The sequence below is a fragment of the Streptomyces sp. SAS_270 genome (assembly GCF_052543295.1).
On record NZ_JBMNDS010000015.1, the window covers coordinates 22,173 to 47,285 of the forward strand.

The 25,113-nt window shown below is 71.6% G+C and carries 18 protein-coding genes and 1 pseudogene; 3 read left to right on the top strand and 16 right to left on the bottom strand.

All coding sequences use genetic code 11. The annotated features are described in order from the left end of the window. Positions 1-77: 77 nt before the first annotated feature. The 9 genes from ACN6LB_RS13065 to rimP all read right to left on the bottom strand — a co-directional run bounded on the left by ACN6LB_RS13065 (position 78) and on the right by rimP (position 12,387). On the bottom strand, positions 78-1,031 hold the full coding sequence (locus ACN6LB_RS13065) for a bifunctional riboflavin kinase/FAD synthetase (protein ID WP_356148334.1): 954 nt from the start codon (positions 1,029-1,031) through the stop codon (positions 78-80). 144 nt (positions 1,032-1,175) lie between these two features. After that, positions 1,176-5,087, bottom strand: coding sequence for a trypsin-like peptidase domain-containing protein (locus ACN6LB_RS13070; RefSeq protein ID WP_445025949.1), 3,912 nt, complete (start codon positions 5,085-5,087; stop codon positions 1,176-1,178). Between the two features lie 239 nt (positions 5,088-5,326). After that, a complete protein-coding gene (truB, locus tag ACN6LB_RS13075) occupies positions 5,327-6,235 on the bottom strand; it encodes a tRNA pseudouridine(55) synthase TruB (RefSeq protein WP_356148340.1) in 909 nt (302 codons plus the stop codon). Further along, positions 6,232-6,687, bottom strand: coding sequence for a 30S ribosome-binding factor RbfA (rbfA, locus tag ACN6LB_RS13080; protein WP_356148344.1), 456 nt, complete (start codon positions 6,685-6,687; stop codon positions 6,232-6,234). Before rbfA ends, truB begins: the two co-directional genes overlap by 4 nt. Before the next feature lie 69 nt (positions 6,688-6,756). Further along, positions 6,757-7,053 (bottom strand): DUF503 domain-containing protein, encoded by a 297-nt coding sequence (locus ACN6LB_RS13085; RefSeq protein WP_356148350.1) that lies wholly within the window; start codon positions 7,051-7,053, stop codon positions 6,757-6,759. A 163-nt stretch (positions 7,054-7,216) separates the two neighbouring features. Then, on the bottom strand, positions 7,217-10,345 hold the full coding sequence (infB, locus tag ACN6LB_RS13090; protein WP_445025950.1) for a translation initiation factor IF-2: 3,129 nt from the start codon (positions 10,343-10,345) through the stop codon (positions 7,217-7,219). 147 nt (positions 10,346-10,492) lie between these two features. Continuing rightward, positions 10,493-10,771, bottom strand: a complete 279-nt coding sequence (locus ACN6LB_RS13095; RefSeq protein ID WP_356149502.1) for a YlxR family protein — start codon at positions 10,769-10,771, stop codon at positions 10,493-10,495. A gap of 90 nt (positions 10,772-10,861) precedes the next feature. Further along, positions 10,862-11,860, bottom strand: a complete 999-nt coding sequence (nusA, locus tag ACN6LB_RS13100; protein WP_356149505.1) for a transcription termination factor NusA — start codon at positions 11,858-11,860, stop codon at positions 10,862-10,864. A 2-nt stretch (positions 11,861-11,862) separates the two neighbouring features. Further along, positions 11,863-12,387, bottom strand: coding sequence for a ribosome maturation factor RimP (gene rimP, locus ACN6LB_RS13105; protein ID WP_356149509.1), 525 nt, complete (start codon positions 12,385-12,387; stop codon positions 11,863-11,865). 227 nt (positions 12,388-12,614) lie between these two features. On the opposite strand from rimP, the gene ACN6LB_RS13110 reads away from it, so the two are divergent. From ACN6LB_RS13110 to ACN6LB_RS13120, 3 genes are all read left to right on the top strand, one after another. Beyond that, positions 12,615-13,187, top strand: a complete 573-nt coding sequence (locus ACN6LB_RS13110; protein WP_445025951.1) for a hypothetical protein — start codon at positions 12,615-12,617, stop codon at positions 13,185-13,187. Next, positions 13,184-13,702, top strand: a complete 519-nt coding sequence (locus ACN6LB_RS13115) for a ferritin-like domain-containing protein (RefSeq protein ID WP_445025952.1) — start codon at positions 13,184-13,186, stop codon at positions 13,700-13,702. Before ACN6LB_RS13110 ends, ACN6LB_RS13115 begins: the two co-directional genes overlap by 4 nt. Before the next feature lie 167 nt (positions 13,703-13,869). Beyond that, positions 13,870-14,799: an aminoglycoside phosphotransferase family protein gene (locus ACN6LB_RS13120; RefSeq protein WP_445025953.1), complete on the top strand. Its 930-nt coding sequence runs from the start codon at positions 13,870-13,872 to the stop codon at positions 14,797-14,799. A 125-nt stretch (positions 14,800-14,924) separates the two neighbouring features. On the opposite strand, the gene ACN6LB_RS13125 is transcribed toward ACN6LB_RS13120, so the two are convergent. The 7 genes and pseudogenes from ACN6LB_RS13125 to secA all read right to left on the bottom strand — a co-directional run bounded on the left by ACN6LB_RS13125 (position 14,925) and on the right by secA (position 25,016). After that, a complete protein-coding gene (locus tag ACN6LB_RS13125) occupies positions 14,925-16,619 on the bottom strand; it encodes a proline--tRNA ligase (RefSeq protein ID WP_445025954.1) in 1,695 nt (564 codons plus the stop codon). 72 nt (positions 16,620-16,691) lie between these two features. Then, complete coding sequence (locus ACN6LB_RS13130) at positions 16,692-17,261, bottom strand: GNAT family N-acetyltransferase (RefSeq protein WP_356143925.1); 570 nt, start codon at positions 17,259-17,261, stop codon at positions 16,692-16,694. Positions 17,262-17,328: 67 nt separating this feature from the next. Continuing rightward, positions 17,329-18,177: a GNAT family N-acetyltransferase gene (locus ACN6LB_RS13135; RefSeq protein WP_356143921.1), complete on the bottom strand. Its 849-nt coding sequence runs from the start codon at positions 18,175-18,177 to the stop codon at positions 17,329-17,331. A gap of 137 nt (positions 18,178-18,314) precedes the next feature. Continuing rightward, positions 18,315-19,472, bottom strand: a complete 1,158-nt coding sequence (ispG, locus tag ACN6LB_RS13140) for a flavodoxin-dependent (E)-4-hydroxy-3-methylbut-2-enyl-diphosphate synthase (RefSeq protein WP_445025955.1) — start codon at positions 19,470-19,472, stop codon at positions 18,315-18,317. Positions 19,473-19,634: 162 nt separating this feature from the next. Further along, positions 19,635-20,939, bottom strand: coding sequence for a M50 family metallopeptidase (locus ACN6LB_RS13145; protein WP_356143917.1), 1,305 nt, complete (start codon positions 20,937-20,939; stop codon positions 19,635-19,637). Next, positions 20,936-22,204, bottom strand: coding sequence for a 1-deoxy-D-xylulose-5-phosphate reductoisomerase (gene dxr, locus ACN6LB_RS13150; RefSeq protein WP_445025956.1), 1,269 nt, complete (start codon positions 22,202-22,204; stop codon positions 20,936-20,938). The genes ACN6LB_RS13145 and dxr overlap by 4 nt, the downstream gene beginning before the upstream one ends. Positions 22,205-22,255: 51 nt before the next feature. Then, positions 22,256-25,016: pseudogene (gene secA / locus ACN6LB_RS13155) on the bottom strand (preprotein translocase subunit SecA). Positions 25,017-25,113: the final 97 nt, after the last annotated feature.

Sequence of the window (25,113 nt, forward strand, 5' to 3'; positions counted from 1 at the left end):
AAAGGGGGCGGCCGGTGCTCGCGAAAGCACCCGCCGCCCCCTTCGCGTACTACCGACTCCCCTACCGCAGACGGGAGTTACTCCCCGTCATACGCCTCGATCAGCTCGCGCGAGCGCTTCACGTCGTCGGCGATGGCTTCGAGGAGCGCGTCGATGGATTCGAACTTGGCCATGCCGCGGACGTAGGCGAGGAAGTCGACCGCGACGTGCAGGCCGTACAGGTCGAGGCCGACGCGGTCGATGGCGTACGCCTCGACGGTGCGCTCGGTGCCGTCGAACTGCGGGTTCGTGCCGACGGAGATCGCGGCCGGCATGGCCTCGCCCTCGACGTGCAGCCAGCCGGCGTACACGCCGTCGGCCGGGATCGCGGTGTGCGGGAGGGTCTCGACGTTGGCGGTCGGGAAGCCGAGTTCGCGGCCGCGCTGGGCGCCGCGCACGACGATGCCCTCGACGCGGTGCGGGCGTCCGAGGATCTCGCGGGCTCCCTCGACGTCGCCCTCGGCGACCAGCCGCCGGGTCATCGTCGAGGAGAAGGGCTCGCCGCCGCCCGCCTCACCGGTCACGTACAGGTCCACGATCTCGACCTCGAAGTCGTACGTCCGGCCCTGCTCGGCAAGGAAGTCGACGTTCCCGGCGGCCTTGTGGCCGAAGCGGAAGTTGGGGCCCTCGACGACGGCCCTGGCGTGCAGCTTGTCGACCAGGACCTTCACGACGAAGTCGGCCGGCGACAGCTTCGAGAACTCGGTGGTGAAGGGGAGGATGAGCAGCGCGTCCACGCCCAGCTCGGCCATCAGCTCCGCGCGGCGGTGGTGCGGCGCGAGCAGCGGCGGGTGGCTGCCGGGGCGCACGACCTCGCTGGGGTGCGGGTCGAAGGTGACCACGACGGAGGGGACGCCCAGCTCACGGGCGCGTTCCACGGCGTGCCGGATGATCAGCTGGTGTCCGCGGTGCACCCCGTCGTAGGAACCGATGGTGACGACGCTGCGCCCCCAGTCCTCGGGGATGTCCTCCAAGCCACGCCAGCGCTGCACTGTGACCGCTCCTTGTCGAACTCGAACCCGAACCCGTGTCCGTGTTTGCCTCTTACGCAGCTCTAAGGGTGCCATGCCGGGTGCGCTCGGCTTGCATCGGCATCACGCTGTGACGAGGAGCACGGCGAGCCCGGCGGAGCGGGATCAGGCGGGGACCCGGACCCCGGCCAGGTTCTCGATCATGCGGCGGGTGCTCGGGCCGACCACCGCGGCCCACTCCTCGGGCGCGCCGGTCAGCCAGTGGGCCACGAGACCGGCGAAGCCGGGGACCTGCCGGGCCAGGTCGACCAGGCCGCGGTCGAAGCCGGTGGCCCCTGCCGGGGTGCGGACCAGGAGCAGTCCCGCGCGGTGCACCAACTCCCGGGTGCGCTCGGCGTCGTCGCCGCGCGCCGCGCCGTCCGCGGCCGCCCGCAGCAGGGCGTCGAGGACCAGCGGGTCGCGCTCCTGCGCCAGCAGCAGTTCCAGCAGCTCCCGCCGCAGGGGCCGCGAGAGGCGGCTGCCCGGTGCGGCGAGGACGGCCGCGAGCGCCGCCCGTACCTGCGGAGGACGCCCCGCCAGCAGCCCGCTGACCAGCGGGTGCAGCACGGCGCGCGCGGCGGGCCCGTGCTCCTCCAGCACCCGGTCGACATATGCGGCCACCGGCGTGGCGGCTTCCGGGCACAGCTCCACGACTTCCCGTACAAGGCCCGCGACCCGGCGGGCGAGCGCGGGCGTGGTGACGTCGGCGAGGGCGCGCAGGGCCTCGTCCGTGTCCGGTCCCGGCCTGCGCAGCAGCCGGGCCCGGAAGGCGGCGAGGACCGCGTCGCAGTGGGTGGCGAGGGCGGCGACCAGCGGGCTCGCGGGCACCTGCGGGTCACCGGCCGCGAACCGTTGCAGGGCCGGTGGGAGATAGCGGGCGCGGGTGATCGGATCGCGTGCGAGGAGGCCGAGCGCGCCGCCGTGCAGCGTGCAGTCGGCGGGGCTGGACAGCAGGGCGAGCGCCGCGTAGCGCAGCAGTTCGCGGTCGGCCTCCGTGCGTACGTGGGGCGCGGCCCGCAGCCCGTACGCCACCGCCGCCACGTGCCGTGCCGGACGCTCGTCGTGTGCCCACCGGTCCACCGCCCGGCACAGCGCCGAGGGTTCCTCCTCCGCGAGCACGGCCAGCAACTCGTCCCCGCGCCGGTGCGCACTCCCCACCAGCGCCTCCGTGAGATCGTCCAGCGCCCGCCGCCGATGCGCGTACAACAGCGCCTGCGCCGCCGTCGCCACGGTCGCGTCGGGCGTGGCGGGAAGCGGCCGCTCGTCGTCGAACCAGCGGGTGAGATACGGCTGTACGACAGCGGGGGCCGAGGCGAGAAGCCGGGCGACGGCGTCGAGGAAACGGGCGGGGTCGGCGGAGGGACGAGCGGCGGGAGCATGCCAGACCGTGGGGCCGGCAGGAGCTTCGGCGTGCTGGGGAGCCGAAGGGGCGGGGCAGTCGGGTTCGGCGGTAGCACGGTCGGCGTTCGCCGCGTGCCGAGCCGGGTCGGCCATGGCGCGTGCACCGTCCGCGGTGTGCCAAGAGGGATCGGCCGTCGACCAGGGATCGGCCTCATGAGGGACGGGGCGGCCGGGGCCTGCCATGGCGCGGCCGGCATCCGCAGCATGCCGGGCAAAGTCGGCGGCCGAGGGGGAGTTTGTCGGTGTGGTCGTTGTGCGGGGTGCCTGGTCGGCCACCACTAGCCGCCGCAGCAGGTCGACGCGTTCCGCCTGCGGCAGCGGGAGCGCCTCCCAGAACGGTGGTCCGAACTCCTCCGGTACGCCCCGGCCCTCCTCCCGCCATGTCACGATCCGCTCGGCGAGCAGCCGTAGGAGGCCGATGTACGCCGTCGCGTCGGGCACCCGCAGCAGGACGTCGCCGACCAGGTGGCCGGCCCACCAGGCGGAGTCCTCGGGCGGGGCGGGTACGGCGGGCCGCAGGGCGTCCAGGGCGTGGACGAGGTCCTCCAGACGGCAGGCCAGCGCCGCGGCACCCTGCTCCCGGCCCAGGAGGAGCAGGGCCTGCACGACGGGGCCGATGCGGTGCCGCGGGACGGGGACGGCCCGGGACGCGTACGCCCCGGACGCGAGCCGGGAGGCCCGGGCGCGGCGGCGGCGTGAGGCGGCGCTCGCAGTCGACGGCCCGGCGCCCACTCCCCGCGTCGCCGCACCCCGGCCCCGGTGGACGAGGGAGTGCAGGGCCGCGTCCAGGTCCAGGTGTGTGCCCTGGATCCAGTCGGCGAGTTCCTCGTGGGCGAAGCGGTAGCCGTTTCCCGCGGGGACGAGGAGCCCCTCGGTGAGCACGGCGGAGGCCCAGCCGGTGGTGCCGCCGAACCGGCGTCCGGCCGCCGGCCCCCACGGGAAGACGGCCTCGAAGGAGGCGCGGTCCAGCTCGCCCTGCCCGGGCCCCAGCGAGCGGCGCGCCGCCTCGTGCACCTGGCCGGCGACCTGGGCCGCGAGGCGGCGTACGGCCGTGCCGCGCAGCCCGCCCGTCGCGGCGAGCCGTACCGCGACGCGCAGGCACATCAGGTCCAGGTGGGCGGCGAAGACCTCGTCCCGGCCGGGGCGTCCGGCGGGGCCGTCCGGCAGCGCGGCCCGTACCTCCGCCAGCAGCCGCAGCGTGAGCGGATGCCGGGCGTCGGCCTCGGCGAGCGCCCTTTCGGGAATCCCGTACCCGAGGCGCGCCCGCCGCGCCTCCTCCTCGGTCAGGTCGCCCAGCCACACACAGGGCGGGAACGACCCGCTCGCGCCCGGGGAGGGCACCGCGCCCCCGTCCCCGTGCAGCAGCTCGCGCGCGAACCCGGCCCCCGCCTGCTCCCAGTACTCCGCGCGGCACGCGACGACCAGCCGTGCCCCGCTCCCCCGCAGCCACTCGGCCGTCCCGTGGGTCCACTCGGGCAGCCGGTGGGCGAGGGCGGGCGGCATCTCCTCGGGGCTGTCGAGGAGGAGCAGCAGCGGACGGCCCGCGTCGCGCGCGAGCCGTGCCAGGCGTTCGGGCCCGATGTCGCCGAGTTCGCCGCCGTAGCCGCCGACGGGCAGCACCCCCGAGGACGCCCCCGCACCGTCGCCAGACGCCGCCACGATCCGCCCCGCCCGCTCCAGCGCCCTTGCCGCCGCGTCCGCCACGGACGCGTCCGTGTCCCTGAGGTCGGCCCCGCGCAACCACAGGGTCGGCGCCGGTGCCGCGCCCCGGGTGCGGCGCGCGGCGAGGGCCGCCAGTTCCGTCGTGCGGCCGCTGCCGGGCGGGCCGACCAGCCCGAGGACGGCGGCCGGGCCGTTCTCGAAGGCGGTGAACTCCCTTACGGTGTCGGCTCGTTCGACGAGCCCCGAGGGCGCCGCCCCTGGTCCGTCCGAGCCCACGGACGTCGCCGTGAGTTCCAGGATCCCCGCGAGGTTGAGGTCGGCTCCGTACGCCGGCACGGTCGCCGCGTTGCGGTCGAGGACCTCGCGGAGTGCGGCGCCCCGCAGCGGGACGGCGAAGCCCGCCGCCCGGTGGCCGTTGTGCAGCGCGGTGCCGAGGACGGCGACGACCGCCCCGGTCGCGGCGTCCAGGACCGGCCCGCCGGCCGCTCCGCCGCCCAGCCGCAGCGCGTCGGTGCCGGCCGTGCCGATCGCCAACTCCAGTGCGTGGTCCACGAGATGGAAGCGGTCGGTCGCCGTGTACGTCACGGTGGACGTGCCGAGGACACGGGCCTCGCGCCAGCCGCCCGCGGCGATCCGTACGTACGCACCGGTCTCGGCCCCGTCCCGCACGGTGACGGGGAGCGGGTCGAGGCCGAGACCTTCGGTGCGTACGAGTGCGAGGTCGCCGTCCGGCAGTGCGGTGACCGCGTCGGCGCTCACCACGCAGGTGCGGTCGCCGGGGGCGTGCAGGACCAGCCGGGCGAGTCCGTCGACCGCCTCGTGGCTGGTGAGAACCGTGCCGTGGTGGTCGACGGCGAAGCCTGTGCCGCGCGGGCGTCCCGCCAGGTCGCAGATGCGTACCAGGGGCTCGTGCCGCGTGTCCCGGGTGTCGTCCGGTGCGTACCGGTTCCCGGTGCGCGGGCCCCGTTCCGCCATGGTCGAACCTCCCCGCCGTGCTCCTTCTTCCGAAGGTAGGGGCGAGGTGATCAGCGGGACAGATCGCGTGGCGAACGCGCCCCCTTCCGCTCCCGCGGTTCACTCCGAGCGCCTGCCCGATGGGGTGAATCAGGGCATGCGGATGGATACAACCTTGGGTGGGGGAACCGAGGGGGGACCATGGAGCGGCGGGCACGTTCCCCGTGACCGCCGCTCCACGGGCAGCACTCAGGCAGGGCTCAGGCCCCGAACACGGCGAGGCTCTTCGCCTTGCCCTTCTGTTCCTCCACCAGCGCCAGGAAGCTGCCCGCGGCGTCGAAGACGGCCACGGCGCCCTTGCCCGCGTAGACCTCGGGCATCTCCAGGCGTACGCCGTTGAGGAGGAGCCGGGCCCGCCTGGTGTCGACGTCCCAGCGGGGGAACGCGGCGGTGGCGGCATCCGCGATCGGCATCACGGTCAGCTCCTGCTGGAGCTGGTCGAGGGTGCGCGCGGAGTCGAGCTTGTAGGGGCCGACCCGGGTGCGGCGCAGGGCGGTCAGGTGGCCGCCGACGCCGAGGTCGGCACCCAGGTCACGGGCGAGCGCCCGGATGTAGGTGCCGGACGAGCAGACCACCGAGACGACCAGGTCCAGGACGGGGGTGCCGTCCTCGGCCACGGCGTCACGCATGTCGTACACCGCGAAGGAGGAGATCTTGACCGGGCGGGCCGGGATCTCGAATTCCTCGCCCTCGCGGGCCCGCTTGTAGGAGCGCACTCCGTCGATCTTGATGGCGCTGACCTTGGACGGCACCTGCATGATGTCGCCGGTCAGCTTGGCGATGCCGGCGTCGACGGCATCGCGCCGCACGCCCGACGCGTCCGTGGACGACGTGATGTCGCCCTCCGCGTCGTCCGTCAGCGTGTTCTGCCCGAGACGGATCGTACCGAGGTACTCCTTCTCGGTGAGGGCGAGGTGCCCGAGGAGCTTGGTGGCCCTCTCCAGGCCGAGGACGAGGACGCCCGTGGCCATGGGGTCGAGGGTGCCCGCGTGGCCGACGCGGCGGGTCCTGGCGATCCCGCGCATCTTGGCCACCACGTCGTGCGAGGTGAAGCCCGACGGCTTGTCCACGATGACAAGCCCGTCGGGCGTCCGGTTCTTCTCGGTCATTCCGCGGCGTCGCCGTCCGTCTCGTCGTCCTCGCCCGGCTTCTTGTACGGGTCGGCGTCACCCGCGAAGGTGGCGCCCGCGGAGACCTCGCGGACCTTCTCGTCCGAGGCCCGTGCCTTGTCGAGCAGGTCCTCGATGGTCTTCGCGGTGTCCGGCAGGGCGTCCGCGACGAAGGTCAGGGTCGGCGTGAACTTCACGCCCGCCGCCGCCCCCACCGCCGAGCGGAGCACGCCCTTGGCGCTCTCCAGGCCGGCGGCCGCGGCCGCCCGCTCCTCGTCGTCCCCGTACACCGTGTAGAAGACGGTCGCCTCCCGGAGGTCCCCGGTGACCCGGGTGTCCGTGATGGTCACATGCGAGCCGAGCCGCGGGTCCTTGATCCCGCGCTGCAGCTTCTGGGCCACCACCTCTCGAATGAGGTCCGCCAGCCTCTTAGCCCGCGCGTTGTCGGCCACTGGTCCGTCTCCCTCGTTCTTCCTGTACCAAGTGCTGCGTACTACAAGTGCTGCGTACTACGTTGTCGGTCACTCGTCGTCGTCGCCATGGAAGCGCCGCCGTACCGACAGCAGCTCGATCTCGGGGCGGCCGGCGACCAGCCGTTCGCACCCGTCGAGTACGTCGGTCACATGTCCCGCGTCGCCGGAGACGACCGCCAGGCCGATACCGGCCCTGCGATGCAGATCCATGTGCTCGACCTCCGCCGCGCTCACCGCGTACTTGCGCTGGAGCTCGGCCACGATCGGGCGGACGACGGAACGCTTCTCCTTCAGGGACCGTACGTCGCCGAGAAGGAGGTCGAAGGACAGAGTCCCCACATACATGTGTGATCCGGATGTCCCGCCGGTACGGGATAGACGCCCTGCCAAGGCTCTTGGCAGGGTCATCAGAACCGTACAACGAACGGCCGGGGCCGATCGACGGAAATTACTCTCCGCCGACCGGCCCCGGACCGGACCGATACTCGGATACCGAGTGGACCGCGCTCTACGAGCGGGGCTTCTCGCGCATCTCGTACGTCGCGATGACGTCGTCGACCTTGATGTCGTTGAAGTTGCCGAGGTTGATACCGCCCTCGAACCCTTCGCGGATCTCGGTGACGTCGTCCTTGAAGCGACGCAGACCGGAGATGTTGAGGCTCTCCGCGATGACCTTGCCGTCGCGGACGAGGCGCGCCTTGGTGTTGCGCTTGACCTCTCCGGAGCGGACCAGGACACCGGCGATGTTGCCCAGCTTGGACGACTTGAAGACCTCGCGGATCTCCGCCGTGCCGAGCTCGACCTCCTCGTACTCCGGCTTGAGCATGCCCTTGAGGGCCGCCTCGATCTCCTCGATGGCCTGGTAGATCACCGAGTAGTACCGGACGTCGACGCCTTCGCGCTCCGCCATCTGCGCCGCGCGGCCCGCAGCGCGGACGTTGAAGCCGATGACGATGGCGTCGGAGCCGGTCGCCAGGTTGATGTCGGACTCGGTGACCGCACCCACACCGCGGTGCAGGACGCGGATGTCGACCTCGTCGCCGACGTCGAGCTGGAGCAGCGAGGACTCGAGAGCCTCCACCGAACCGGACGCGTCGCCCTTGATGATGAGGTTGAGTTCCTGCACCAGGCCGGCCTTGAGGGCCTCGTCCAGGTTCTCCAGGGAGAACCGGACGCCACGCCGGGCGAAGTTGGCGTTGCGCTCGCGCGCCGCGCGCTTCTCGGCGATCTGACGGGCCGTGCGGTCCTCGTCGACGACCAGGAAGTTGTCGCCGGCACCCGGGACGTTGGTGAGACCCAGGACCAGGACGGGGGTCGACGGACCCGCTTCCTCGACGTTGTTGCCGTTGTCGTCGAGCATCGCCCGGACACGGCCGTACGCGTCGCCGACCACCATGGTGTCGCCGATGCGCAGCGTGCCGCGCTGGACCAGGACCGTCGAAACGGCACCGCGTCCGCGGTCGAGGTGGGACTCGATCGCAATACCCTGCGCGTCCTGCTCCGGGTTGGCCCGCAGGTCGAGCGAGGCGTCCGCGGTCAGGACCACGGCCTCCAGCAGTTGGTCGATGTTCAGACCCTGCTTGGCGGAGATGTCGACGAACATCGTGTCGCCGCCGTACTCCTCGGCCACCAGACCGAACTCGGTGAGCTGACCGCGCACCTTGGTCGGGTCCGCGCCCTCGACGTCGATCTTGTTGACCGCGACCACGATCGGCACGTCGGCCGCCTTGGCGTGGTTCAGCGCCTCGATCGTCTGGGGCATCACACCGTCGTTGGCCGCCACCACGAGGATCGCGATGTCGGTCGACTTGGCACCACGGGCACGCATGGCGGTGAACGCCTCGTGACCGGGGGTGTCGATGAAGGTGATCCTGCGCTCTTCACCGTTGACCTCGGTGGCGACCTGGTACGCGCCGATGTGCTGCGTGATACCGCCGGCCTCGCCCGCGACGACGTTCGTCTTGCGGATGGTGTCGAGGAGGCGGGTCTTGCCGTGGTCGACGTGACCCATGACGGTGACGACCGGCGGACGGACCACCAGGTCTTCCTCGTCGCCCTCGTCCTCGCCGAACTCGATGTCGAAGGACTCGAGCAGCTCGCGGTCCTCCTCCTCGGGGCTGACGATCTCGAGGACGAAGTTCATCTCGTCCGCGAGGAGCTTCAGCGTCTCGTCGGAGACGGACTGCGTGGCAGTGACCATCTCGCCGAGGTTCATCATCACGCCGACGAGCGACGCCGGGTTGGCGCCGATCTTCTCGGCGAAGTCGGTGAGCGAAGCACCGCGCGACAGGCGGACGGACTGTCCGTTGCCGCGAGGCAGCATCACGCCGCCGACCGACGGGGCCTGCATGGCCTCGTACTCCTGGCGCCTCTGCCGCTTCGACTTGCGACCACGACGCGCGGGACCACCGGGGCGACCGAAGGCGCCCTGTGTGCCACCACGGCCACCGGGACCACCGGGACGGCCACCGAAGCCGGGACGACCGCCGCCGCCACCGCCGGGACCACCGGGACGACCGGCGAAACCGCCGCCACCGCCACCGGGACCGGCCGGACGACCGGCGAAACCGCCACCGCCGCCACCGGGACGACCGGCGAAGCCGCCGCCACCCGGACGACCGCCGCCGCCACCGGGACCACCGGGACGACCGCCGCCGCCACCGGGACCGCGGCCACCGGGGCCACCGCCGGGACGCGGGCTACCCGCAGCGGGACGCTGCGGCATCATGCCGGGGTTGGGACGGTTGCCACCGGGGCCACCGCCCGGACGCGGAGCGCCGCCCTGCGGGCGGGGCATGCCGCCGGGGGTCGGACGGGCACCGCCCGGACCGCCCTGCGGACGCGGAGCGCCGCCGGGACCGCCCTGGGGACGGGGAGCACGGTCCTGACCCGCGCCCTGCGGACGCGGAGCGCCACCAGGACGGTCACCACCGGGACGCGGGGCGCCACCCGGACGGGGCGCCTGCGGGCGCGCCATGCCGGTGGAGCCACCCGAGGTGAACGGGTTGTTGCCCGGACGGGGACCGGCCGGACGAGCGCCCGGACGCGGGGCCTGGCCGCCGGGACGCGACGCGCCACCCTGACGGTCGCCGCGCTCGGGACGGTCACCACGGCCCTGGCCGCCCTGCGCGGGACCGGCCGGACGAGCGCCACCGGGCTTCGGGGCGCCGGGACGGGCACCCGGACGTGCGGCACCTGCGCCTGCACCGGCGGCCGGAGCCGCGGGGGCCGACGGGGGCGCGGTGAACTCGGGCACCGCCGGAGCCGGAGCCGCCGGAGCGGGCTTCGGGGCGGGCTTGGGGCCCGGACGCGGGCCCGCAGCAGCCGGGGTCACCGGAGCAGCGGCCGCGGGCGTCTCCGCAGCGGCCGGCTTCGGGGCCGGCGGGCGCGGGGCTGCCGGACGGGCGGCCTGCGCGGGAGAGGGGGCTGCCGGCCTCGCCGGGGCAGCCTTGCGCGGGGCGGGCTTGCCGCCTCCGCTGCCCTGCTGGAGGGCATCAGTCAGCTTGCGTACAACGGGCGCCTCGATCGTCGAGGACGCCGAACGGACGAATTCACCGAGTTCTTGGAGCTTGGCCATGACGACCTTGCTCTCCACCCCGAACTCCTTGGCGAGTTCGTATACCCGGACCTTAGCCACTTCGCTCCTTTTAGGTCCGGGTTGCGTCCGGACCGTCGCTACTTCATGGGCGTACTCATCGCGTGCTCATCGAGTGCTCATCGCAATCTCGACCTACTTCCAACTCGCGGGGTACCAGGGCCGCACGGAGGTTCCGTACGACACGTCTTACGGTGTTGCCTGCTCGACGTAGAGACGCAACGCCGCTGTGTCGAGCGCTCCCGGGGCACGCAGCGCCCTCGTGAACGCCCGGCGGCGGACCGCCAGGTCGAGACAGACCAGGGCGGGGTGCACATACGCACCCCGGCCGGGCAGCGTACCGCGAAGATCGGGGACACATTCGCCCTCGACCGCCACGGTGCGCAGCAGATCGCTCTTGGCCGCTCGCTCCCGGCACCCCACACAGGTGCGCTCAGGGCATGCGCGGGCTCGCGTCCGGCCAGACACTCTTAAGTCTACCTCCCCGCACCGACCTCACCCCTTTGGGGCAAAAGTCGAACGGTTGTTGTCGTGATCCAAGCCACTTACGGCTCAGATCTATTCCCCGTCCCCGCTCCCGGGCTGTTCGGTGTCGGGACGGATGTCGATGCGCCAGCCGGTGAGGCGGGCCGCAAGCCGGGCATTCTGCCCTTCCTTGCCGATCGCCAGCGACAGCTGGTAGTCGGGGACCGTCACCCGCGCGGAGCGGGCCGCGAGGTCGACGACCTCGACCTTGGAGACCCGGGCCGGGGAAAGGGCGTTCGCGACCATCTCCGCCGGGTCGTCCGACCAGTCGACGATGTCGATCTTCTCGCCGTTCAGCTCGGCCATCACATTGCGCACCCGGCCGCCCATCGGGCCGATGCAGGCGCCCTTGGCGTTGAGCCCCGACCGGGTGGACCGGACGGCGATCTTCGTGCGGTGGCCGGCCTCGCGGGCGATCGCGGAGATCTCGACGGAACCGTCGGCGATCTCCGGCACCTCCAGCGCGAAGAGCTTCTTCACCAGGTTGGGGTGCGTGCGCGAGAGCGTCACGGAGGGACCGCGCACGCCCTTCGCGACCCGGACGACGTACGACCGCAGGCGCAGGCCGTGCTGGTACGACTCACCGGGCACCTGCTCCTGGACGGGCAGGATGGCCTCCAGCTTGCCGATGTCCACCAGCACGTTCTTCGGGTCGCGGCCCTGCTGGACGACACCGGTGACGATGTCGCCCTCGCGGCCCGCGTACTCGCCGAGCGTCGCGTCGTCCTCGGCGTCCCTCAGGCGCTGCAGGATGACCTGCTTGGCGGTGGTGGCGGCGATACGGCCGAAGCCCGACGGGGTGTCGTCGAACTCGCGTGCCTCCTGCCCCTCCTCCAGGTCCTCGGGGTCCTCCTTCGCCCACACGGTCACATGGCCGGTCTCCCGGTTGAGCTCCACGCGCGCGTGACGGCGGCTTCCCTCGGTGCGGTGGTAGGCGATGAGGAGGGCCGACTCGATCGCCTCGACCAGCAGGTCGAAGGAGATCTCCTTCTCCCGCACCAAACCCCGCAGGGCACTCATGTCGATGTCCACGGCTACGCCTCCTCTGCGTTCTCTTCGGTCTCTTCGTTCTTGTTCTTACGGTTGAACTCGACCTGGACGCGCGCCTTGGCGACGTCATCGAAGGCGAGTCGCCCGGCGGTGGCCTTGCGGCCCTTCACGCCGGGCACTTCGGTGTCGACGCCCTCGTCGTCCACCGAGAGGATTCTCGCGACCAGTTCGCCGCCACCGGCGGCCTCGGTCAGCTTGAACTTCACCAGGCGGTCGACGGCGCGTACGTAGTGGCGGTGCTCGGTGAGCTCTCGTTCGGCACCCGGGGTACCGACCTCCAGGTCGTACTCGCCCGGACCCATCAGGTCGCTCTCGTCGAGCTTCGCCGAGAGCGCGCGGCTCACATCGGCGATCTGGTCGAGGTCGGCACCGGCATCCGAGTCGACGACGACACGCAGCACCCGCTTGCGCCCGACCGAGTCCACCGCGATCTCCTCGAGATCGAGTCCCTGGGAGCTGACGAGCGGTTCCAGGAGTTCTCGCAGCCTCTCGCTCTGGGTGGTGCTCATCCGGGTGACTCCTCGGCCGCGTGTGCTGTTGTGGGTAGGTCGCGTGTCAGGTCAAAGGGTATCCGGTCCCGGAGGGTGTTGCCGTCCACCGGAGACGCACTTCGGCCCGTGCGGGCGCGGGGCGCGGTTGCGGGAGAGCCGCTGGCCGGTGATCGCCCCGGACGCGGGTACCGTGATCACGGGCGTGCCGCCCTCCCGTTCGTACGAGCCTGCCGAGGACGTCTGCCGTGCCGTTCACCCTGCCGCCGCGCACCCCCTCGGGGCCGCGCCGAAGGAGCCTGCTCGCTTCGGCCGCGGGCGCCCTGGTGCTCGCGGGCTGTTCCGCCCCCGAGTCCACCACCGACACCACCGGCGGAAGCCCCTCGGCCGCCGACCGGGCACGCGCGCGTGCGGCGCGCGACAGCGAGACGCTGGCCGGGCGGTACGCCGCCGTGATCGCCGCGCATCCACCGCTGGAGGGGCGGCTGCGGCCGCTGCGTGCCGAGGTCGTACGGCATGCGGAGGCGTTCGGGGGTGGGAGCGGAGGCGGTGGCCGGGCGTCCTCCTCGGCGTCTGCGTCTGCGTCTGCGTCTGCGTCCGCGCCGGTTTCGGAGTCGGCACCGGCTTCGGCCGGCGGCTCCCCTGCCGTTCCGGCCACGGAGAAGGACGCGCTCGCCGAGCTCGCGGCGGCCGAGCGCACCTTGGCGGACGAGCGCACGAAGACGCTGGTGGAGGCGCCGGGCGAGCTGGCCAGGCTGCTGGCCTCGGTGGCGGCGGCCGGTGCCGCACACGCGTTTCTGCTGACGGAGGGGGCGAAGTGAGCCTGACGACGAGCGGGACGGGCAGCGCGACGGCCGAAGAGGCTGAGCTGCGGGCTCTGCAGGCCGCGCTCGGGGCCGAGCACGCCGCCGTGTACGGGTACGGCGTGGTCGGCGGCAAGGTCCAGGAAGGCCGACGGGACGAGGCGCGGGCGGCGTACGCGGCGCACCGGGCGCGGCGCGACGCGCTGGTGCGGGCCGTACGGGACCTGGGCGGCAAGCCCGTGGCCGCGTCCGCCGGATACGCGCTGCCCTTCCCGGTACCGGACTCGGCGGCGGCCGTACGGCTCGCCGCGGAGCTGGAGGAGCGGGTGGCCGGGGTGTACTCCGACCTCGTACGGGCCTCAGCGGGCGACCGGCGGCGTACGGCCGCCGAGGCGCTGCGGGAGGCGGCGGTGCGGGCAGTGCGCTGGAGCGGCGAGAGCGTAGCCTTCCCTGGTCTCGCCGAGCGGGCGGCGGCCACGGGCACGGACACAGCCACGAGCGCGCCTTCCGTGTCGGCAGCACCGGGCACGTAGACGCCAGACATAGAGGCGTCGCACATGTACACGCCCCACATGTCGACGCTGTACATGGCCGCGCCGCACACGCCCGCACCGCACCGCACATGTACACACCGCACACGTGGGCAGTCGACGTGTGGGCAGCGCCCACGCGTCGCGACCTCGAAGGGAACATCTCGCGTATGGCTTTCGAACCGCCACAGCGCCTCGTGCGGGCACTCGGCGAGACGCGGCACAACGGGTCCGACGGCTCAGGCGGAGTCGGTGGCGCCGGCGAGTGGCTGGAGAGGCTGCCGGAGCTGGCTCGACAGGCCGTGGATCTACGCGAGTTGACCGTCGAGCGGGTGCAGGCGCCCGGTGGGCGCAGCAGCCTGGTGGTGCTGGTGCGGTTGATCGACGGGACACCCGCCGTGCTGAAACTGGCGCCCGAGCGCGCCCGGCCGGCGAGCGAGCGGGCCGGGCTCGCCCACTGGGACGGCCGGGGCGCGGTGCAGCTGCTCAACCCCGGCGACACCGAGGGCGTACTCCTCCTGGAACGGCTCCAGCCCGATCTGTCGGTGCGGTCGCTGCCCGAGGCGAAGGCACTGCTGGAGGCGGCGGGGACGCTGCGTCGACTGTGGGTCGAGCCGCCCGCGGCTCATGTCTTCGAGACGGTGGCAGAGCGGACCGGGCGGCAGGCCGCGGCGATGCGGGCGGGCGTCGGCGAGGACGCCGAGGTCGCGGCGCTGGTGGACACGGCGCTCGCGGCCCGCGAGGAGCTGCTCGCCGACCCTCCCGCGCAGCGGCTGCTGCACGGCACCTTCCGGCAGAGCAAGGTGCTCGCCGGTGAGCGCATGCCCTGGCTGGCCGTGGGCCCCGACCCGGTGGTCGGCGAGTGCGCGTTCGACCTGGCCCGGCTGGTCCGCGACCGGGTGGAGGACCTGATCGCCTCCCCGTCCGGCGCGTCGATCACCCGGCGCCGGGTGAAGCGGCTCGCCGAGTCACTGGAGGTGGACCAGGAACGGCTGCGGGGCTGGACGCTGTTCCGGGCGGTCGAGTCGGGCGTACGGGCCCGGCGGGTCGGCCGCCTCCAGGACGCGGAGCTGCTGCTGGAGTTCGCAGGGTGGCTGTAGGGGGCTGAAAAATTCAGCCCCTCCGGCGTCTGAGGCGCGGGGGTCCAGGGGCGGCGCCCCGGAACACGGGCGGGGAAGGGGCGGAGGGGGCGAAAGAAGCACCCCTCCGCCCGATCGGCGGGCCGTCAGGCCGTGAGGCGGGCGATCGCCTCGTCGACCGTGAGCTCCTCGCGCTCGCCGGTCTTGCGGTCCTTGAGCTCCAGGACACCCTCGGCGGAGCGACGGCCGGCGACCAGGATCTGCGGTACGCCGATGAGCTCCGCGTCGGTGAACTTCACGCCCGGCGAGACGCCCGCGCGGTCGTCGACCAGGACGCGCACGCCCGCCGCGCCCAGCTTCTCGGCGACGTCGAGGGCCAGTTCGGTCTGCAGGGCCTTGCCCGCGGCGACCAGGTGGACGTCGGCGGGAGCGATCTCCTTGGGCCAGCACAGGCCCTGCTCGTCCGCGGTCTGCTCGGCGAGCGCCGCGACCGCACGGGAGACGCCGATGCCGTACGAGCCCATGGTCACGCGGACCGGCTTGCCGTTCTGGCCGAGCACGTCGAGCTGGAAGGCGTCGGCGTACTTGCGGCCCAGCTGGAAGATGTGGCCGATCTCGATGGCGCGGTCCAGCTTGAGGCCGGTGCCGCACTTGGGGCAGGGGTCGCCCGCCTCGACCACGACGACGTCGAGGTAGTCGTCGACCTCGAAGTCACGGCCCGCGACGACGTTCTTCGCGTGCGTGTTGACCTTGTTGGCGCCGGTGATCCAGGAGGTGCCGGCGGCGATGCGCGGGTCGGCGATGTAGCGGACCTTGTCCAGGCCCTGCGGGCCCACGTAGCCGCGTACGAGGTCGGGACGGCCCTCGAAGTCCTCGGCCGTGACGAGTTCGACCTCGGCCGGGGCGAGGTGCTCGCCGAGCTTGCCGAGGTCGACCTCGCGGTCACCGGGGACACCGACGGCGACGATCTCGCCGTCGACCTTGACCAGGAGGTTCTTGAGGGTCGCCGAGGCCTGGACGCCGAGGAGTTCGGCGAGGGACTCGATGGTCGGGGTGTCGGGGGTGTCCAGCTCCTCGACCGCGGGGTGCTCGGCGGCTTCGGCGGCCGGGGCCACGTAGGTGACGGCCTCGGTGTTGGCCGCGTAGTCGCAGGCCGGGCAGTCGACGAAGGTGTCCTCGCCGGCGGGGGCCGGGGCGAGGAACTCCTCGGAGGCCGAGCCGCCCATGGCGCCGGAGACGGCGGAGACGATGCGGTGGTCCAGGCCGAGGCGGTTGAAGATCTTGATGTACGTCTCGCGGTGCAGGGCGTACGACTGCGCGAGGCCCTCGTCGGTGGTGTCGAACGAGTACGAGTCCTTCATCTGGAACTCGCGGCCGCGCAGGATGCCCGCGCGCGGACGGGCCTCGTCGCGGTACTTCGTCTGGATCTGGTAGAGGATCACGGGCAGGTCCTTGTAGGACGAGCACTGGTCCTTGACCAGCTGGGTGAAGATCTCCTCGTGGGTCGGGCCGAGGAGGTACTCCGCGCCCTTGCGGTCCTTGAGGCGGAACAGCTCGGGGCCGTACTCCTCCCAGCGGCCGGTCGCCTCGTAGGGCTCCTTGGGCAGCAGGGCCGGCAGCAGGACCTCCTGGCCACCCATGTCGTCCATCTCCTCGCGGACCACGCGGGCGACGTTCTCCAGGACCTTCATGCCCAGCGGCAGCCAGGACCAGATGCCGGCCGCGCTGCGACGCACGAAGCCCGCGCGCACCAGCAGCTTGTGGTTGAGCGTCTCGGCGTCCGCCGGGTCGTCACGCAGTGTCTTGATCATCAAACGGGACATGCGCTGGACCTGGGCCATGGTTCTCGACTCCTGCTGCGTAAGGGTGGTGGCTAGGAGGTTAGCCGGGCGGCCCATCCCGGCGGAAATCGGTTAGCGACGGCGCAGGGGCAGGGGGGCGCCCATCACGGCGTACGGCTTCGGGGCGCTGGGGAAGAGGACCTGCCTGGCCAGGTCCTCGTAGCCGAGCGAGCGGTAGAGCCCTCGGGCGGGGCTCTCCGTGTCGATCGCCGAGAGGATCGAGCGGGGTTCGGCGGCGCTGTCCGTGATGGTGGTGATGAGGGTCCGGCCGATGCCGTGGTTCTGGTAGCGCGGGTGGACGTGCAGCTCGGTGATCACGAAGGAGTCGTCGAGCCAGCCGTCGCGGTCCTGGGCGCGCAGATAGGGCTCGACGACCGTGGACCACCAGTGCGTACGGTCGTTGGGCATGCCGTAGACGAAGCCGACGAGCCGTCCGTCGCCGGTGGTGGCGCCGAGGGCGCGGGCTCCCGGGTGGGTGAGGTGCCGCAGCACGATCTGGCGGCGTACGGCGATCTCGTCGGCGCCGAGCCCGAAGGCCAGTGCCTGCACGGCGAGCGCCTCGTCGACCCGGGCGGCGAGGTCCAGGGGGCCGATGACCACGTCGTCGGGGTTGCGGTGGCCCTGGCCGGGAAAGCGCAGCATGCCGGGGAGACTACAGGCCATGTTCGTGTGCCTGAACGGCACTCTCGGGTACGGGAAAGGGCCTGTCTCAGAACAGGACGCTCATGAACGCCCCGACCTCCTGGAACCCCACGCGCCGGTAGGCGGCACGCGCCGGGGTGTTGAAGTCGTTGACGTACAGGCTCACCACCGGGGCCACGTCCGCCAGCGCATAGCGCAGGACCGCCGCCATGCCGGGGGCGGCGAGGCCCTTGCCGCGGTACTCGGGGGCCACCCAGACGCCCTGGATCTGGCAGGCCCGCGGGGTGGCGGCGCCGATCTCGGCCTTGAAGACGACCTTGCCGTGCCGGTCGACGCGGGCGAAGGAGCGGCCGGCGCCGACCAGTTCGGCGACCCGGGCCTGGTAGAGGAGGCCGCCGTCACCGGCGAGCGGCGAGACGCCGACCTCCTCGGTGAACATCGCCACGCACGCCGGCATGATCGTTTCCATCTCGTCCTTGCGGATGCGGCGGACGTACGGATCCGGGGCGATGTCGGTCGGCATCCGGTCGGTGACCATCAGCGGCTGGTTGCTGCGGACGTCCCGGGCGGGGCCCCAGCTGGGCTCCAGCAGTCGCCACAGGAGGGAGGTGGCCTCGGCGGGGCCGACGACCGAGGAGCAGCGGCGGCCGGCGCGGCGGGCGCGGTCGGCGAAGGCGCGGACGGCGCGTGGGGTGGCGCAGATGGGGACGAGGTTCGCGCCGGCGTAGCAGAGGGACGTCAGCATGCCGTCCTCGTACCAGCCCCACATCTCGCCGCCGAGGCGCCACGGGTCGAGGCCGGCGACCTGCACCCGGGAGGCGACGAAAGCGTTCGCGACCGGCTCGCGGTCGAGGACTGCGAGCGCGGCGTCCAGGTCACTCGGTTCGAGGACCCTGGTGGTCGTCTGGGTCAACACGTGCGGGGCCCTCACCCTGGGGTCTGCTGATCTCCGCACTGTACCTGGCGGAAACTGGCTGCGCCGCCCTGTGCGGAAGGGGGTTGTCACCGCCCCCCTCCGCCTGTGCCCGTCCCGTGTTCCGAGGGACCTTCCGGTCAGCCCGCCACCGACACCGAAGGCTCGCCCGACGTGATGCCGTCGGCCTCCATCTGCTCGGCCAGCTTCATGGCCTCTTCGATCAGGGTCTCGACGATCTTCGACTCGGGGACGGTCTTGATGACCTCGCCCTTGACGAAGATCTGGCCCTTGCCGTTGCCGGAGGCGACACCGAGGTCGGCCTCGCGGGCCTCGCCGGGGCCGTTGACGACGCAGCCCATGACCGCGACGCGCAGCGGGACCTCCATGCCGGTGAGGCCTGCCGTGACCTCCTCGGCGAGCTTGTAGACGTCGACCTGGGCGCGGCCGCAGGAGGGGCAGGAGACGATCTCCAGGCCGCGCTGCTTGAGGTTGAGGGATTCGAGGATCTGGAGGCCGACCTTGACCTCTTCGACGGGGGGCGCCGACAGGGAGACGCGGATCGTGTCGCCGATGCCCTCGCTGAGCAGCGCGCCGAAGGCGACCGCCGACTTGATGGTGCCCTGGAAGGCGGGGCCCGCCTCGGTGACACCGAGGTGGAGGGGGTAGTCGCAGGCAGCGGCCAGTTGGCGGTAGGCGTTGACCATGACGACCGGGTCGTTGTGCTTGACCGAGATCTTGATGTCGCGGAAGTCGTGCTCCTCGAAGAGCGAGCACTCCCAGAGGGCGGACTCGACGAGCGCCTCGGGGGTGGCCTTGCCGTACTTCTGGAGGAGCCGCTTGTCGAGGGAGCCCGCGTTGACGCCGATGCGGATCGGGGTGCCGGTGTCCTTCGCGGCCCGCGCGATCTCCTTGACCTGGTCGTCGAACTGCTTGATGTTGCCGGGGTTCACGCGGACGGCCGCGCAGCCGGCGTCGATCGCCGCGAAGACGTACTTCGGCTGGAAGTGGATGTCCGCGATGACCGGGATCTGGGACTTGCGGGCGATGGTGGCGAGCGCGTCGGCGTCGTCCTGCGTGGGGCAGGCGACGCGGACGATCTGGCAGCCGGACGCCGTCAGTTCGGCGATCTGCTGAAGCGTGGCCCCGATGTCGGAGGTACGCGTCGTCGTCATCGACTGCACCGAGACGGGTGCGTCTCCACCCACGGCCACGGTTCCGACCTGGATCTGCCGGCTCTTGCGGCGCTCGGCGAGCTTGGTCGGAACGGACGGCATGCCGAGAGAAATCGCAGTCATCTGCTGTGCAACCCCAAGTTGTGGATCAAGGTCCCGGAATCGTGGGCTCCAGGCCTCGAGATTACGGCACCGCCCCGCGGCCGAGCACATCCCGCAGGTAAACCCACTCAATAGTGAGCGGCCGGACACAAAGCGTGCCCGACCGCTGCGAACAGTTTCCTGCTAGGAGATTTTCACCGGGTTAACGACGTCCGCGATGAACACCAGGATCGTGAAGCAGACGAAGATTCCGGCCACCACGTAGGCCACCGGCATCAGCTTCGCGACGTCGAACGGGCCCGGGTCCGGGCGGCGCAGCAGCTTCGCCGCGCCCCGCCTCAGCGACTCCCAGAGCGCGCCCGCGATGTGCCCGCCGTCCAACGGCAGCAGCGGGAGCATGTTGAACAGGAAGAGGGAGAGGTTGAAGCCCGCGACGAGCATCAGCATCATCGCGATCTGCTGGGACGCGGGGATGTCGAGGGTGAAGACGTCACCGCCGACGCGGGCCGCGCCGACCACGCCCATCGGGGAGTCCGCCTTGCGCGGGCCGTCACCGAAGGCCGCGTCCCACAGGTCGGGGACCTTGCCCGGCAGCGAGATCAGCGACTCGACGCCGTTCTGCATCATGTCGCCCATACGGTCGACGGACTGGCCGAAGGACTGCTCGACGATGCCGGCGGCGGGGGTGAAGCCGAGCCAGCCCGCGTACACGTACTTGCCCTCGACGTAGCCGCCGCTGCCGTCGGTCTTGCTCACCTGGTTCTTGACCAGGTGAGCGGTCAGGTCGAGCTGCTTGCCCTTGCGCTCGACGGTGAGCGTGACGGCCTTGCCGGGGTTGGCGCGGATGTCGGACTGGAGCGCGGACCAGTCGGGGACGGCCTTGCCGTTGAAGCCGACGATCTTGTCACCGGGCTTGACCCCCGCGTCCATGGCGGGCGCGACCGGGTCCTTCTTGGTGCACTTGTCGCGGTTCTCGCTGGCCTGGATGACACACGGCGAGACCGTGCTGACCGTGGTCGTCTGGGTGTTGACGCCGAACGTCATCATCACGCCGAGGAAGATCGCGACGGCGAGGATCAGGTTCATGAAGGGGCCGGCGAACATCACGATGACGCGCTTCCACGGCTTGCGCGTGTAGAAGAGGCGGGTCTCGTCGCCGGGCTGGAGCTCCTCGAAGGCGGCCGACCTGGCGTCCTCGACCATGCCCCGGAAGGGGGAGGTGGAGCGGGCCTCGATCTTGCCGTCGGGTCCGGGCGGGAACATGCCGATCATGCGGATGTAGCCGCCGAGCGGGACCGCCTTGATGCCGTACTCGGTGTCGCCCTTCTTGCGCGACCAGATGGTCGGGCCGAAACCGACCATGTACTGCGGCACGCGAATGCCGAAGAGCTTGGCCGTCGACAGATGCCCCAGCTCGTGCCAGGCGATCGAGACCAGCAGGCCGATCGCGAAGACGACTATGCCGAGGATCATCATCAGGGTCGTCATGCACGGGCCTCCGCGGTCGTGTGCGCTGTGGTCTTGGTCAGCTCACGGGCCCGGGCACGCGCCCAGGTCTCCGCTTCGAGGACGTCCGCGACGGTCAGGGAAGTTCCCGTTCGAGGGCTGCCGTGTTCCTCGACCACGCTCGTTACGGTCTCCATGATCCCGTTGAACGGCAGCGCGCCGTTCAGGAACGCGTCCACGCACTCCTCGTTGGCGGCATTGAACACTGCCGGAGCCGTGCCCGCGAGCCGCCCCACGTGCCGGGCGAGCCCGACCGACGGAAACGCGTCGTTGTCGAGGGGAAAGAACTCCCAGTTCGACGCCTTGGTCCAGTCGAAAGCGGGCGCCGCGTCGGGAACGCGCTCGGGCCAGCCGAGCCCGATGGCGATCGGCCCGCGCATGTCGGGGGGCGTCGCCTGGGCCATCGTCGATCCGTCCGTGAACTCAACCATCGAGTGGACATACGACTGGGGATGCACCACCACCTCAATGCGTTCGAAGGGAATGTCGTAGAGGAGGTGCGCCTCGATGACTTCGAGCCCCTTGTTGACGAGGGTCGCGGAGTTGACGGTGATGACCGGTCCCATGGCCCAGGTGGGGTGCTTCAGGGCGTCCTCGGGGGTGACGTCCGCCAGTTCGGCCTTCGTACGTCCGCGGAAGGGGCCCCCGGAGGCGGTGACGACGAGTTTGCGTACGTCGGCCCGGGTGCCGGAGGCGAGGGCCTGGAAGAGGGCGGCGTGCTCGGAGTCGACCGGGATGATCTGCCCGGGCTTGGCGAGCGCCTTCACCAGCGGGCCGCCGACGATGAGCGACTCCTTGTTGGCGAGCGCGAGGGTGCGGCCCGCCTCCAGGGCGGCGAGGGTCGGGGCGAGACCGATGGAGCCCGTGATTCCGTTCAGCACGGTGTGGCAGTCGGAGGCGGCGAGGTGAGTGGCCGCCTCCGCTCCGGTGAGGATCTCGGGGAGCGGCTCCCCCGTCCCGTAGCGCGCCGTCAGGGCCTCGCGCAGCGCCGGTACGACGTCCTCGCGGGCGACGGCGACCGTGCGCACCCGCAGGCGGTGGGCCTGTTCGGCGAGGAGGGCGACCCTGCCGCCGGCGGCGGAGAGTCCGGTGACCCTGAACCGGTCGGGGTTGCGCAGCACGAGGTCGATGGCCTGGGTGCCGATCGAGCCGGTGGAACCGAGGATCACCACGTCCCTCGGACCGTCCCCGTCGACGGGGTCGAAGACGAGATGCGGATCGGCGAGGGGGGCTGGACTGTCGCTCATCCCTCCATTGTTGCCGTAAAGCGTCCGGGGCAGGTAAAGGGGGCTTCCCGGCTACCGCTTACGGCGGCGCTGTCTGCGCGACTTGGTGGTGCGGCGGGCCGGGGCGCGGGTCCTGCCGGAGCCGTCGGCGGGGCCCGGGGCCTTGGCGGAGGGAGTGGTGTCGGGGCGGGCGGCGTCCGAGGAAGCGGCGTCGGCGGTTTCGGCGCCGGGCGGCGTGAAGTCACCCTCGACGACGCCCTCCGCGGTGTCCAGCGTCGGGGCGGTGAAGTGCAGGCCGTCGGTGGGAGCACGGCGGGTCTCGGTCCCCGGGGCCGCGGCGTCCAGGTTGAAGACGTAGCCGACGGACTCCTCCTTGATGGCGTCCGTCATCGCGCCGTACATGTCGAAGCCCTCGCGCTCGTACTCGATGATCGGCTCGCGGCCGAGCGTCCAGCGCAGGCCGATGCCGTCGCGGAGGTAGTCCATCTCGTAGAGGTGCTCGCGCCATTTGCGGTCGAGGACGGAGAGGACGACCAGGCGCTCCAGGTCGCGCAGTGCCTCGGCGCCCAGTTCCGCCTCCCGGTCCTCGTAGCGGCAGTGGATGTCGTTCGTGACCGCGTCGAGCAGGCGGTCGACGGTGAGGTTCTCGCGGCCGTCCGCCTCGTCCTCCAGCTCCTCGACGGTGATCCGGACCGGGTAGAGCTGCCTGAGGGCGCCCCACAGCCGCTCCAGGTCCCATTCCTCGGCGAAGCCCTCGCTCGTCTCCTGCCCGATGTACGCCCGGATCGTGTCGTCCATGAAGTGCACGATCTGCTCGCGCAGGTCCTCGCCCGCGAGGACGCGGCGGCGCTCGGCGTAGATGAGGGTGCGCTGCCGGTTGAGGACCTCGTCGAACTTCAGGACGTCCTTGCGGGACTCGAAGTGCTGCCCCTCCAGCTGCGACTGGGCGGAGGCGATGGCGCGGGTGACCATCTTGTTCTCGATGGGGACGTCGTCGGGGACGTTCGCCATCGACATCACCCGGTCCACCACCTGGGCGCGGAAGAGCCGCATCAGGTCGTCCTGGAGCGAGAGGTAGAAGCGGGAGGCGCCCGGGTCGCCCTGGCGGCCCGAGCGGCCGCGCAGCTGGTTGTCGATGCGCCGGGACTCGTGGCGCTCGGTGCCGAGGACGTAGAGGCCGCCGAGTTCCTTGACCTCGTCGTGCTCGGTGGCGGCCTTCGCCGCGACGCGTTCGACGGCGGCCCGGCGGTCCTCCTCGCCCGCGTCCTCGGGGAGGCCGGCGAGCGCCATCGCCTCCGGGTTGCCGCCGAGCATGATGTCGGTGCCGCGGCCCGCCATGTTGGTGGCCACGGTGACCGCTCCCCTGCGGCCGGCCTGGGCCACGATCTGGGCCTCGCGCTGGTGGTTCTTGGCGTTGAGCACCTCGTGCCGGATGCCGTGTTCGCGCAGGTGCGCGGAGAGGATCTCGGACTTCTCGACCGAGGTGGTGCCGACCAGGATCGGCTGGCCCTGCTCGTGCCTTTCCGCGATGTCCGCCAGGATCGCGGCGGACCATCGGCCGGTTGGTGGGGATCGGGACCACGTGCAGCTTGTAGATCTGGTGGAACTCGGCCGCCTCCGTCATGGCGGTGCCGGTCATGCCGGCGAGCTTTTCGTAGAGGCGGAAGAAGTTCTGCAGGGTGATCGTGGCGAGCGTCTGGTTCTCGTCCTTGATCGTCACGTCTTCCTTGGCCTCGATGGCCTGATGCAGTCCCTCGTTGTAGCGGCGGCCCGCGAGGATACGGCCGGTGTGCTCGTCGACGATGAGGACCTCGCCGTCCACGACGACGTAGTCCTTGTCCCTCCTGAAGTGCTCCTTGGCCTTGAGCGCGTTGTTGAGATGCCCGATGAGCGGGGTGTGGTCGGACTCGTAGAGGCTGTCGATGCCCAGCTGGTCCTGGAGGAACTCCACGCCGGGGTCCAGGATCGCGACGGTGCGCTTCTTCGGGTCGTACTCGTAGTCGTGGCCGGCCCGCAGCTCGGCGAGGTGGTCCTTGTCGGCCTGCGTGGTGAAGTTCTCCTCCTGCACGCGGACGCCCTTCATGCGCTCCACCAGCTTGGCGAAGGCCGCGTACCACTGCGTGGGCTGGTCGGCCGGACCGGAGATGATCAGAGGGGTGCGGGCCTCGTCGATGAGGATCGAGTCGGCCTCGTCGACGATCGCGAAGTGGTGGCCGCGCTGCACGAGTTCGTCCCTTGACCAGGCCATGTTGTCGCGCAGGTAGTCGAAGCCGAACTCGGTATTGGTGCCGTACGTGATGTCGCAGGCGTACTGGGCGCGCCGGTGCGCCGGGGTCGACTCGGACTTGAGGACGCCGACGCTCAGGCCCATGAAACGGTAGGCGCGGCCCATCCACTCGGCGTCACGTTCGGCGAGGTAGTCGTTGACCGTGACGAGGTGAACTCCCTTGCCGGACAGGGCGTTCAGATAAACGGGCAGGGTGGCGACGAGGGTTTTGCCCTCACCGGTCTGCATCTCGGCGATGTTGCCGAGATGCAGGGCCGCGCCGCCCATGACCTGGACGTCGAAGTGGCGCATGCCGAGGGTGCGGCGGGCGGCCTCGCGGATGGCGGCGAAGGCCTCGGGCAGCAGGTCGTCGAGGCTCTCGCCGTTCTTGTGTCGCTGCCTGAACTCCGGGGTGAGGGCCTGGAGTTCCTCGTCGCTGAGCCTCTCGAACTCCTCCGCCAGGAAGCCCACCTGTTCGGCGATGCGCTGCAGTCTGCGCAGCACCCGGCCCTCGCCGGCCCGCATGATCCTGCCGGTGATCGCCTCAAGTCCTTTTCCCGGCGCCATTCCACTCATTGTCGACGCACAACTTCCGTGCAGCAAGCAGTGGAATGGCGGACGGGACTCCAGGGAATTCCTGTGAAAACGTCGACGAAAGGGCCCT